Annotated in this window: 10 protein-coding genes; 8 read left to right on the plus strand and 2 right to left on the minus strand. The window is 37.2% G+C overall.

Going from position 1 to position 12,348, the window contains the following annotated elements; translation table 11 throughout:
• Positions 1–4: 4 nt before the first annotated feature.
• Complete coding sequence (locus D9780_RS19550; protein ID WP_121641228.1) at positions 5–199, plus strand: hypothetical protein; 195 nt, start codon at positions 5–7, stop codon at positions 197–199.
• A gap of 185 nt (positions 200–384) precedes the next feature.
• Here D9780_RS19550 and D9780_RS19555 read toward each other — a convergent pair whose 3' ends face one another.
• Entirely contained in the window at positions 385–1,554 is a 1,170-nt protein-coding gene (locus tag D9780_RS19555; RefSeq protein ID WP_121641229.1) for an iron-containing alcohol dehydrogenase, read from the minus strand.
• A 69-nt stretch (positions 1,555–1,623) separates the two neighbouring features.
• A complete protein-coding gene (locus D9780_RS19560; RefSeq protein ID WP_162985940.1) occupies positions 1,624–2,466 on the minus strand; it encodes a DeoR/GlpR family DNA-binding transcription regulator in 843 nt (280 codons plus the stop codon).
• A gap of 206 nt (positions 2,467–2,672) precedes the next feature.
• Between D9780_RS19560 and D9780_RS19565 the strand changes: the two genes are divergently transcribed.
• From D9780_RS19565 to D9780_RS19595, 7 genes are all read left to right on the plus strand, one after another.
• The gene (locus tag D9780_RS19565) at positions 2,673–4,001 is read left to right on the plus strand and encodes a Na+/H+ antiporter NhaC family protein (protein WP_073012037.1); all 1,329 of its coding nucleotides are present in this window, start codon (positions 2,673–2,675) and stop codon (positions 3,999–4,001) included.
• A gap of 321 nt (positions 4,002–4,322) precedes the next feature.
• Positions 4,323–5,525: an S-methyl-5-thioribose kinase gene (mtnK, locus tag D9780_RS19570; RefSeq protein ID WP_121641231.1), complete on the plus strand. Its 1,203-nt coding sequence runs from the start codon at positions 4,323–4,325 to the stop codon at positions 5,523–5,525.
• A gap of 25 nt (positions 5,526–5,550) precedes the next feature.
• Entirely contained in the window at positions 5,551–6,603 is a 1,053-nt protein-coding gene (locus D9780_RS19575; protein ID WP_121641232.1) for a s-methyl-5-thioribose-1-phosphate isomerase, read from the plus strand.
• Positions 6,604–6,745: 142 nt separating this feature from the next.
• Positions 6,746–7,405: an L-fuculose-phosphate aldolase gene (locus tag D9780_RS19580; protein ID WP_116279403.1), complete on the plus strand. Its 660-nt coding sequence runs from the start codon at positions 6,746–6,748 to the stop codon at positions 7,403–7,405.
• 480 nt (positions 7,406–7,885) lie between these two features.
• Positions 7,886–8,899 carry an NADP-dependent oxidoreductase gene (locus D9780_RS19585; protein ID WP_121641233.1) on the plus strand — a complete coding sequence of 338 codons (1,014 nt, stop codon included), beginning with the start codon at positions 7,886–7,888 and terminating at the stop codon, positions 8,897–8,899.
• Between the two features lie 640 nt (positions 8,900–9,539).
• On the plus strand, positions 9,540–10,415 hold the full coding sequence (locus D9780_RS19590) for an AAA family ATPase (RefSeq protein WP_121641234.1): 876 nt from the start codon (positions 9,540–9,542) through the stop codon (positions 10,413–10,415).
• Positions 10,416–10,426: 11 nt separating this feature from the next.
• Positions 10,427–12,340: a vWA domain-containing protein gene (locus D9780_RS19595; RefSeq protein ID WP_121641235.1), complete on the plus strand. Its 1,914-nt coding sequence runs from the start codon at positions 10,427–10,429 to the stop codon at positions 12,338–12,340.
• Positions 12,341–12,348: the final 8 nt, after the last annotated feature.

Genomic DNA, 12,348 nt, shown 5'->3' on the forward strand with positions numbered 1-12,348 from the left:
GAAAATGAAAGTAAATAAACAGTCAGAATGGAAAGAAGTATTGATTTGTTATTTGGTTATCTTTCTCATCTTAGGGCTGTATGTAGCAGTTTTTTTGATTAGTGGAAAACTCACAGGTATGGATTGGATTAGCTACGTATGCCACTTAGATATTGATGTGAATGTAGATTTGTTACGACAATTATTTTTACTGGACTAGCATCTTAAATAAAACCGTATGAAGTCCCTATTTACTGTGATTTCATACGGTTTTTTATGGTCTAGGAAATTATAAAACGTTGCAGCTGTGGATAAACTAACTAAGTTATTTAGCCACGTCCGGTTCCAGCGCCCAGCAACTAGGCGACTTTGTTTACTTGACGTATATCACATATAGCTTATTTATTACAAAGCTAATTTCAATATCTCCACTATATCTGTAGCATTTAATTTCTTAAGGTGTCCAATGGCTTGGGTGTTATTTTTCGTTGCACGATTTGCCATTTCTTCAAAATGTGTATCGTCAATTTCCAATTCACTCAAGTGTGACTTCATGCCCATACGGGTAAAGAAATTACGTGTTTTTTCAATACTTAATTGAATAATTTCTTCCTTCGAGTGAGCAAACGGATCAATGTTAAATACGCGAACGCCGTACTTAACAAAAATATTTGGATGGAACTGACTCACATATTCCATCCAAGCAGGAAATACGATGGCCATTCCTTCTCCATGAACAATTCCATATTGCCCGCTAAGCTCATGCTCTATACGATGTGAGGCCCAGTCAGGTTCACGACCTAATTCTAAGCTATTGTTATGCGCCATGACGGCAGTCCACATGACTTCTGCTCTTAAGTCATAATCTTCTAGTTGTTCCATCAATTGTTGCCCACTAATTAAAAGTGATTGTACTGCACCTTCAAGAAGAAAATCAGTTAATTGTACATGCTCTATTTTAGTAAAATAACGTTCTAAAAGATGTGTTAAAATATCGGATACACCTACACCAGTGTGATAACTTGGCAGTTTTACTGTGAATTCTGGGTTGAGAATAGAAAATGCGGGAATAATCAGGTTTGTTTCTACACCTAGCTTGTGTTCTGCGTTAGAAACAATGGTTGCATTCGACATTTCGGATCCAGAAGAGGCAACAGTAGAAATCACGCCAATTGGTAGTGCTTGCTTTACTTCAGCCTTACCAATAAAGAAATCCCAGGCATCTCCGTCGTATAATGCACCAAAGGCTACAGCTTTTGCTGTGTCAATCACGCTACCGCCACCGACAGCTAAAATGAAGTCAATTTCCTGCTCTTTTACAATTGTCACCAACTTGCGTATTAAGCTAATTTCAGGATTAGGAACGACATCTCCATTTTTGAAAATCTTTATATTTTTGGTATGAAGCTTTGTTTCAATGGTATCATAAATACCTAAATCAAAAATATAGTCGCCACTATAGAGTACGAGAACATGCTTAGAGTGACTTTCTGCGTCAATAAGCTCGCCAATACGACGTTCTTCGCCTTTCCCGAAGTAAATATTTGCTGGGTTATAGTAGTTAAAATTTTGCATAATTTTTTAAACTCCTTTTAAAATATATGTTTTGTTGGGAAACGTATATTCATAAAGGAATCAATCAAATTAATAAATCAACTGTATGTTATTACTTTGAAAGAAATGTATCCACTCTGGCGATGGCTTTTGGTCTGTAATTATGGTAGAAATGTGGGAAAAGTCATCAATTAAATGGATCGTTCGAAAATCAAATTTTGTATGATCCACTACTAAATAGTTTTTCTCGGATTGTTGTAAGAATTGTTTTCTAATTAGCGATTCTTCTTCGCTGTAATCGGTTGGACCAATATGCAAGCTCATGCCAGAGCTACTAATAAACGCTTTATCAATTAAGTATCGGGAAATAACATTTTGGGCATTTACACCAATAAAGGAATGCGTTACATTCCTAAAGTTGCCGCCAATAATAATTAGTTTAATAGACTTGTGATCCTTTAAGACGTTGGCAATATCTAGTGAATTAGATATCACAGTAATTTTTAAAGTTGTCATACTTAAAAGTGTTGCTATAGATAATGATGTTGTGGAGCTGTCTAAAGCAATAGACTCTCCGTCTTCAATGAATTGCAAGCATTTACCAGCCATATTTGTCTTTTCTTCTTTTAACATCGTTTCTCTTAATAAGACAGGCACTTCTTTATCAAGTGTTTTGGGCTGATAAGCACCACCACGCACGCGCTTTAACTTCTTTTCCTTCTCTAAGGTTGCTAAATCTTTACGGATTGTTTCTTCTGTTACATTTAACATTTTGCTCAAATCCGTCACTTTTACACTGCCGGTATTATTGAGTTGTTTTAAAATTTCTTGTAATCGATCATATTTCATCAAAACAATCTTTCCTTTACGATTTGCTACTTGCACTTTATCATAAAAAAACCGAAAAGTAAATATTTCAAAACGTAATCGCAAGCTTTTTGCCAACAAAAACCAAAATATCAAAACAAAATAATTTTGATTTTCTTTGAAAAGTATTGACAATCTGTTTTGACTCTATTATTATTAAGTCGTTGGGAGCGTATACATAAAGTTTCATATAAAGAATACAGGAGAAAGGAGTAAGGATTTGGGGAGATTTTTGTTTTCTAACTATCATAGAGAAAAGGAGCAAAATCCTAATGCAGAAAACAGAAGAAAAAAACAAAACTTCCAATAAAGGGAGATTTATGGGGCTTGTCCCGTTAATTATCTTTTTGGCTTTATATATGTTAACCGGTTTGGTGTCAGGTAGCTTTGAAAACATGCCATTGATGATTGGTATATTAATTGCTTCAGGTGTTGCATTAATGATGTCAAATAAAGACAATCCGACAAAGTTTGAAGAGCGAGTGACAATGTTTTGTAAAGGTGGCGGCGACCACACACTGATGTTAATGGTTGTTATCTTTATTTTAGCTGGAGCATTTCATGGTGTAGCCAGTGGCATGCATGCTGTCGATTCCGTAACAAATTTAGGTCTTAGTGTTCTACCATCCAATTTAATTTTGCCAGGCTTGTTTATTATTGGTTGTGTACTTAGTTTCTCTATGGGAACGTCTATGGGGACAGTTGCGGCTTTGGCACCATTAGCCATTGATATTGCTGATAAAACAGGATGTAATGTAGCATTGGTATGTGGTGTTGTTGTTGGTGCTGCCATGTTTGGTGATAATTTATCGTTTATATCTGACACAACAATTGCAGCAACGCGTACACAAGAAATATCTATGAAAGATAAATTTAGAGCAAATATTTTAATGGTTTTACCAGCAGTAGTTATTAATATGATTTTATTGGCTTTTGTTCCGATTAATGCGGTTTCGATTTCAGGCTCTTATGATTATAACTTAATAAATATCATTCCATATGTGTTAGTTATCGTTTTGTCCTTAGTCGGTGTTCAAGTTATTACAGTAATGGTTACAGGAATATTTGCAGGTATGTTTATTGGTTTATTCCATGGAGATTTTACAATTATTGAGTTTATGAAGATTGCCCATGATGGTATGAGAGGCATGGAAGATATGGCTATTATTGCTATTTTAGTCGGTGGGCTTGTTGCATTAATGAAATATCTTGGAGGAATTGATTGGCTACTTCATACGCTTACTAGAAAAACGAAAACAGCACGAGGTGGGGAACTTTCCATTGCAGCCCTTGTTAGTTTAATGGATATTTCAACTACTAATAATACGATTTCCATCATCGCTGCAGGTCCACTAGCGAAAGATATTTCGGATGAATTCGGTATTTCACGTTCACGTACAGCGAGTTTGTTAGATATATTTTCTGCCGCATTTAATGGTTTATTACCATATGCAGGACAATTATTGGTGATTGGCGGTATGGCAGGAGTGTCGCCTGTTAGTATCATGCCTTATAACTGGTACTCCATTCTAATGATAGTGATCGGTTTACTATCTATTGCTATTGGCTTTCCAAAAGGGAAAGATGTAAAGGTTAATTAATCATGTGAATTATATAACAATCGATATACGTAGGAGCTTCTTCTAGAAGACAGTTGCCCAACTTGTCTATCATCAGCTTTGGGAAGTTCCTCGTGAACGATAGCAAAAAATGAATATTCTTTCGTACCTTGAATATTTTACACGCGGAAGGTAAGATCGGTATTCTCCGTGAAACCTTTTATATTCAGTTATAAAAGAACAGCTTATATAATAATAGTAACATTTGTTAGAAAAAATAACATGCAAAGAGCTTGAATATAAATATTTTTTAAGAAAACGTAAGTCCTTACAGATTTAATTAAATTACAGGAGGAAAGTACAATGTCCAAATTCACACAGCATTTTTTAATGGCACATGAAGACGTGAAACAGTTTGTGACGGATGAATTAAAGCTATTCCCAATGGATGCAGAGCTAGAGGTAAGTGAAATTGGTGATGGTAATATCAATTATGTGTTTAAGGTTGTCGATAATAAATCAGGTAAGCGTGTTGTTGTGAAGCAGGCGGATGTGCTACTTCGATCATCTGGTCGTCCGCTTGATATTTCAAGAAATAAGATTGAAGCAGATATATTAAAAATACAATATGAGCTTGTACCAGCATTTATTCCTGAAATTTACAATTATAATGAAGCGATGAGCACATTAACAATGGAAGATATATCTGCTTATAAAAATCTGCGCTATGAATTAATGAATGAACAAATTTTCCCGAATTTTGCCGAAGACATCAGTACATTTTTAGCAAATGTACTTTTACCTACTACGGATTTATGTTGGGATCGTCATGAGAAAAAGGATCTTGTTAAAAATTTCACCAATATAGATATGTGTGATATTAGTGAAGACCTTGTCTTTACGGAGCCTTATTATAACTACAAAGATCAAAATATTATTATTGAAGCGAATGAACAGTTTGTAAAAGATCATATTTATCAAAATGATGTGCTTATTAGCCATGTTGCCGAATTACGTAACAAGTATATGAATCAAGCCCAAGCGTTAGTGCATGGAGATTTGCATTCAGGCTCCATTTTTATTAATCAAGCAGGGGTTAAAGTGATTGATCCAGAGTTCGCTTTTTATGGCCCGATGGGCTACGATATTGGGAATGTTATCGGTAATTTATTCTTTCCTTTGGCAAGAGCTCACTATTACAATGGAGACGGAAAATTTCAAGTATGGTTAGCAAACACGATTTGTGATGTGTATGATAAAGTGAAGGAAAAAATGGCAACTGTTTATGACGAAAGAGTGACGCTTCCGCTTTATAAGAATACATCTTTTAAAACGACTTATCTAGCTGAAGTAATGGCTGATTCTTTAGGGTACGCAGGAACAGAAATCATCCGTCGTGTTATCGGTGATTCCAAAGTAAAAGAAGTATCCGAAGCGCCACTAGGTGAAGAACGTATTGCTATGGAACGTGCATTACTTAAAATGGGAATGGAATTAATTATACAACGGAATGAGATTACAACAGGGGAAGAGCTAGTTCGTCGATGTCACCAAATAATGGCTTAACGATCGCATAAGGAGGATGTTAAAGATGCAACGAGCGGATTATGATTTACCGTTTTTATTAACTTATGAAAATGTAGCTTGGTATGAGAATGGCAAAGTACGTATATTGGATCGGAGAATTTATCCGACAGAGATTCGTTTTGTTGAATGTGCGACACATCAAGAAGTCGCCCAAGCTATTACAGATATGGTCACACAAAGTGCTGGTCCCTATACAGCTGCTGGAATGGGTATGGCATTAGCTGCGTATGAAACACGCGGTAAAAAAGAAGCGGAGCAAGTAGCCTATTTAGAAAAAGCTGCTCATACGATTGCTTATGCTCGCCCAACTACGGCCAATCGGATGGGGAAAATTACGAGTAGTTGTTTAGAAGTAGGGAAAGCTGCGCTAGCAAAGGGGCAAGATCCTGTTGAAGCAATTTTTCTCTCCACGGTAGATTCTTTAAATCGTCGATATTCCATCATGGATAAAGTAGGCAAGCACTTAATTCGATTAATGCCACATAATGGAAAGATTCTGACGCAGTGTTTTGGGGAGACAATAGTGGGAACTTTCCTACGCGCTGCTAAAGCAGAAAATAAAGATTTAGAAATTTTTTGCGCGGAAACTCGACCATATTTGCAAGGTGCTCGTTTAACGTCTAGCTGTGCCATTGATTTGGGCTTTCCAACAACAGTAATTACGGATAATATGGTAGCTTATGCTATGGAATACAAACAGATTGATGTGTTTACGTCTGCTGCGGATTCCATTGCTAGAGATGGGCATATAGCGAATAAAATTGGTACCAATCAGATCGCTATTGTCGGACAGCATTATGAAGTTCCTTATTATGTGACAGGGATTCCCGATACCGATAAGCAAACAAAGGCGGATATTGTAATTGAAGAGCGTGACCCGAAGCAAGTATTAGAATATCGAGGAATTCCTAATACCTTGGCTGGAGTTCAAGCTATCTACCCATCCTTTGATATTACAAGCCCATCTCGGATCAGCGGAATTGTGACAGATAAAGGCGTTTACGCTCCTAATGATTTGGATACATACTTCAAAGAGGAGCAAGTCCGGTTTTATTAAGTTTTATGGATGTAATGTGTCATATCTTTTACCATGATTATAATTGGAAAGGATTGGTGACCGAGATCACAAGCTTTTTACTTTCTAAAATCTAATCGCTTGTGGTCACGTGAGAAAAATTTAAAGAGTGAGGATAATAGACATGAAATATGCTGAAGAACGCAAACAGATTGTAGATTATGGCAAGAATTTATTAGAAGAGAATTTAACGACAGGTACTGGCGGTAATATAAGTATCTTTATAAGAGAAGATCAAGTGATGCTTATTTCACCAAGTGGTATTCCTTACCCAGATATAAAGGAAGAAGATATTGTATTATTGAATCTTGATGGAGATGTATTGGAGGGAGATCGTAAGCCTTCCAGTGAGTATGATATGCACCGCATTTTTTATCAACGTACAGAACATGTGAATTCTGTTGTGCATACACATTCGGAATATGCAACTGTTTTTGCATGCTTGCACGAAGAAATCTTGCCTCTCCATTATATTATTGGTTCAGTTGGCAATAAAGTTCGCTGTTGTGAATATAAAACGTTCGGCACGTATGAGCTAGCGGAAGAAGTTTTTCGAACGATTGGCAATGATAAAGGACTGTTGCTTGGTAACCATGGTGTGATTGCAGTTGGCGAAGATTTACCAGCGTCTTTTTCCGTTGCGAAGGACATCGAGTTTATTGCGAAACTGTATTATCGGGCGCGGAGTATTGGGGAACCAGTTCTGTTAAATGATGAACAGCTAGCTGAAGTTGTTGATAAATTTGGTACGTATGGACAATTAAGAACATACGGCCAAGATTAAGCTACTTATAGTAAAAAACAATGAAGGGAATGCTTGGAGGAAATCACCTTTTCTTCAAACATTCCCTTTTATTTCCCTTTTATCGATATTCTTTACTTTTTGCACGCTTTATTTTGTACATAGATACAGCTTTTAATATACCAATTGTTTTTAAATGTATAAGCAATTTTTCGCTAGTATCACCAAGAGACCAAAAAGCGTTTATCTATGCATTGAGAGAGAGGTGTCCAAACGCGCGGTTTCAAATGCGATAATGAACTATCGTTTTCAATCAGAGTTGTTTGTGTTATTATATGAAACTCAAAATTAGATAGTATGATGAATATCCATTCATATTAGTAGTAGAAATGAAATCGTCGTGTTAGCATAGATCAAAATGGGTATTGTTTTAACAGGGTGATTTTAAGTTAATACCATTATCTTTATTGCTTAGATATGAAAATAGTTTACTATAAATCTTTTATTTTGAGGAGGAGAATAATGAAACAACAACAACTTATTTTTAATGAACGACCTAATGGGCTACCAAATGCAAGCACGTTTGCTATTAAGGAAGTGGAGGTGGGGAGTCCAAAGCAGGATCAATTACTATTAAAAACGCTTTATATTTCTGTTGATCCGTATATGCGTGGCAGAATGGCAGATGGTCCATCCTATATCTCCCCATTTCAAATTGGCGAGCCTCTTAATGGTGGAGTTGTCGGGCAAGTGATTACTTCAGAAAGTGATCAATTCCAGCAAGGAGATATTGTTACAGGAATGCTAGACTTTCAAGAATATCATATAGTGAATGCGGATCAAGTACGTAAGGTAAATACATTTGGTTTACGTCCTAGTGTTGCTCTTGGCCCTTTAGGAATGCCAGGACTGACGGCGTATTTCGGAATGATGCATATTGGTGAACCAAAACAAGGAGAAACGGTAGTTATTTCTGGAGCGGCAGGAGCTGTTGGACAAATAGCAGGTCAACTTGCTAAAAGGGCTGGTGCACGTGTAATAGGAATTGTTGGTTCTGAGGAAAAAGCAGCGTACGTTACGGAAACGTTGGGGTATGACCACGCGATCCAATACAAGCATGGCGATGTCCATAAACAATTGAAGCAAGCTTGTCCAAATGGTATCGATGTTTATTTTGAAAATGTAGGTGGAGAAATAGGCGATGCGGTATGGCCGTTACTGAATGCATTTGCTCGTATACCTGTTTGTGGCGCTATTTCGTCGTATAACTTGAAAGAGGGAGAAAGGGACATTGGTGTACGGGTGCAGACGTATTTAATCAAAGCTAGAGCAAAAATGCAAGGCTTTTTAGTCGGTGACTATACAGAACATTTTAAGGAAGCGTATGAGGAATTAGGCAAAGCGATAGCGAGTGGAGAATTAAAATACGAGGAGACAATTCGCGAAGGATTCGAGTCGATCCCTGATGCTTTCATCGGTTTGTTTACAGGTGAGAACATTGGCAAGCAATTGGTGAAAGTCGCAGAACAGGAATAAAGAAGGGTGAGGAGCACAATCATTTTGATTGTGCTTTGCTCTATTTTAAAAGATAAGAAAGTATAAAATTTTCGGCTTTATAGAAAAGCGGTAGCTTTCGCATAAAAACTTGTGACAAGCCAACTTTTATCTCGGATATAATGTGCTGTAAGCCTCCAAAGTTAAGAATTGAATGATGTGAGCTGAACAAGTCTACGTGTGGGAGATAATAGTACTTAAATGATTTGTTCAGAGGTTTTAGGCATACACTTGTGGTACTAAACAATCAGTGTGAGATAAAAGAAAGCCTCCCACTGTTTCAAGATTTACTTTATACGAAAGCTTTTTAGGTGTGATGGTTATACTTTATCCTATTCTGCTAAGCCAAAAATGTGCATTGCAAGGCGTTTTTTCGTTGACATATTACGTGTTATCTATGTCATTGACGGTGGATTCGCCTTGAAGTTGTGCGCTTGAATGGAGAAAAGCATCTTCCAAACGTCTTTCGTTGAGTAAGTTAAATGTTTCACGTGAAAAGCACCGGGTGTATATTCTCTTTTTAATACTAAGTAGTAGGGTTGATACAGGCTATGTGAAACAACTAACTTTTGTCAAAGGTTCAAACAGGGTACAATGATTTTGAAAGGGGTATGTATACGTTATGCAAATGAAAGAGGAATTACCAGCAAATATAAAAGAGCAATTGCAAAAGTTCCAAAGAAATACAACTGCTTATACAGAATTAATTCGTGAAGGTGGCTATATGGCTCCTAATAAGGAGATTATTATTGATGCCGTTACAGCACTGTTACTAGGGAAAAATATTTTATTAAAAGGTCCTACTGGTGCTGGGAAAACAAAATTTGCCGAAACGCTATCTTATTTATTTCAGCAGCCGATGTTTAGCATTAACTCTTCTGTGGATATAGACGCTGAGAGCTTACTAGGGTTTAAAACACTTACCTATGAGGATGAAAAGCAAGTGATTGAATTTATCTCAGGTCCTGTGATAAATGCCATGGAGCACGGAACCTTTTTATATATAGATGAAATTAATATGGCCAAGCCAGAGACACTTCCTATTATAAATGGCGTATTAGATTATCGACGTTCGATTACAAACCCTTTTACAAATGAAATTGTAACCGCGAGTAAAGGGTTTAATGTCATTGCTGCAATAAATGAAGGCTATGTAGGAACGGTGCCTTTAAACGAGGCGCTAAAAAATAGATTTATCGTGATTGAAATTCCTTACATTCAAGGTGAGCAATTAAAACAGTTAATCGTCCAAAATACCAAGTTGGAAGATGAAAAGCTGGTGGATTTATTTGTTAAATTATCGAGCGATCTGATTGAAGCAGTAGCTCAAGGTAAAATTAGTGAGGATGCAGCTTCTATTCGTGCTTTATTAGATGCATGTGATTTAAGTAAGCATATACCTGCTAAACGTGCGATTCAACGAGCAATTGCTGATAAATTAGAGGAAGATCGCGAACGAGAATTTATTATGAGCCTCGCCGAAACATTATTTAGTTAGGAGTATGAAGGATGTATCGATTTCATCATAACATCGTAGACACGCAATTATTCCGACAGTTACAAGATTTGTCTACGGTTCTATCTGGAGTTTCTGACCTTACATTCACGTATCGTTTTGGTTCTTATATTGATATCGTTGATCGGGAAGTAACAGCAAGCAGAATGTGGGATAAAGCAAAATTTGAATACCGAGTAGCTGGTTTGAAAACAGACGTATATTTACGAACAATTGGAACGCTATCCTACACGGATGTACGTGCTGTGCAACAATATGAGCAAGCTTTACATCGCTTTTCGTTACCTAAATTCGGCAGAAATTTATTTGCTTTATTAGAAGATATTAGGCTGGAGGAACAGATTAAACAGGAGCGCCCGGGTACGAAAAATGTCTTTTTACAAAGAAAAGCGTATTTAAAACATCAATTCGACAAAGATCGAGCAGCTCATGTAACGAGAGGGCTTGCGCTTGATGAATTATTTTGTCTAATCTACTTACGCTTGCAATCAGACGTTGCCGAGCCGAGTTTCCCGAGGGCAAGCGAAAAGCAACTGGTTCAACTTAAAAGGTTAGCTGCCAATTTATACGAAGTGTTTGAAGCAAAAAGCACGTCTGATATTGCTCGCATATGTGAGCAAATGCTACATGTATTATCAGAAACCAGTCATTACGACATGATTCATGATTATTTTGTCCTCCCCATCCGCGATGTTCATACGTTTGCAAAAAATACGTTATTTGATGAATTAACGCGAACGGACCCACTGGAAAATGACGATAAGGAGGAATTGGACGAAGACAAAAATGAATATATTGACGAAACTTTTTCGACATGGCATAGGGAAAATGAAAACAGTGATCGTAAACAAACCTTTCTGCAGTTTGAGTTAGAAGTGGGGACAAAAACGAATATGAAAGGGAATGGTGCGCGTGAGACCGAAGATGGCGATCAAGCAATGGGGACAATACAAGGTGCTGCTGGGCAAACAAAAAATAAGGATTATTCTGACCTAGAATCACTAGATAAACAAGAAAATAAACAAGGCCAACGTGCAGAAAATGTCTATGGGGAAGAGAATAAGGATGCGGTTAAGCTTCTAAAACAAGCGGGTGCGCCAACTAAATCGGAAGTGGCGCTTTATGAAGCGTATGTAAAAGATGTGGAGCCGTATAAGCGAAAATTAGAGAATATATTAAAAAAGACCATCGAACATAAACAAAATGCACCGAGGACGAATATAATGGCTGGCCGCTTATCGAGAAAGCTGTTACCAATTGTGCTTGATGAAAAGCCACGCATTTTCTACAAAAAGAATGAGAAATCGAAGGAATTTGATGCCGTTTTTACGCTGCTCATTGATTGTTCAGCATCGATGCAAGGGAAAATGGAGGAAACGAAGCGAGGCGTAACACTGTTTCATGAGGTATTAAAAGCTTTTCAAATTCCTCATTCTATTATTGGCTTCTGGGAAGATGCAATGGAAGTTAAAGAGCATTATCAGCCAAACTACTTCCATGTTATTCATGCTTTTACTGATTCGTTTTATGAACGTAATGGTCCTAAAATTATGCAGCTTGAACCGCAAGAGGATAATCGAGATGGCTTTAGCATTCGTGTGGCGACAGAGGAGCTCGCAGTAAGACGGGAAAAGAATAAGTTTTTACTTGTCTTTTCAGATGGGGAGCCAGCTGCTGCGAATTATAATCAAAATGGTATTGTTGATACAAATTTAGCGGTCATGGAGGCTAGGAAGCAAGGAATTGAAGTAATTGGAACGTTTCTTGCTGATGGAGAAATAGGTGAACTAGAGGATCACTTTATGCAAAATATTTATGGAAGAGAAAGGATTCTTGTTCCCAATGTAGCTGAGCTGCCAGAACATTTTGCGCCACTTATGAAGAAGCTGTTGTTAAAAGCACTTTAAGGTATTGG

Origin of the sequence: Virgibacillus sp. Bac330, from assembly GCF_003667845.1 — a bacterium.
In the GTDB taxonomy this organism is placed as follows: Bacteria; Bacillota; Bacilli; order Bacillales; family Amphibacillaceae; genus Virgibacillus; species Virgibacillus chiguensis.

Bases quoted from the DNA above. Each gene is read 5' to 3' on its own strand.
- D9780_RS19595 (WP_121641235.1), top strand. From the start codon at position 10,427: ATGTATCGATTTCATCATAACATCGTAGACACGCAATTATTCCGACAG.
- D9780_RS19575 (WP_121641232.1), top strand. From the start codon at position 5,551: ATGCAACGAGCGGATTATGATTTACCGTTTTTATTAACTTATGAAAAT.
- D9780_RS19590 (WP_121641234.1), top strand. From the start codon at position 9,540: ATGCAAATGAAAGAGGAATTACCAGCAAATATAAAAGAGCAATTGCAA.
- D9780_RS19580 (WP_116279403.1), top strand. From the start codon at position 6,746: ATGAAATATGCTGAAGAACGCAAACAGATTGTAGATTATGGCAAGAAT.
- mtnK (WP_121641231.1), top strand. From the start codon at position 4,323: ATGTCCAAATTCACACAGCATTTTTTAATGGCACATGAAGACGTGAAA.
- D9780_RS19550 (WP_121641228.1), top strand. From the start codon at position 5: ATGAAAGTAAATAAACAGTCAGAATGGAAAGAAGTATTGATTTGTTAT.
- D9780_RS19565 (WP_073012037.1), top strand. From the start codon at position 2,673: ATGCAGAAAACAGAAGAAAAAAACAAAACTTCCAATAAAGGGAGATTT.
- D9780_RS19585 (WP_121641233.1), top strand. From the start codon at position 7,886: ATGAAACAACAACAACTTATTTTTAATGAACGACCTAATGGGCTACCA.
- D9780_RS19555 (WP_121641229.1), bottom strand. From the start codon at position 1,554: ATGCAAAATTTTAACTACTATAACCCAGCAAATATTTACTTCGGGAAA.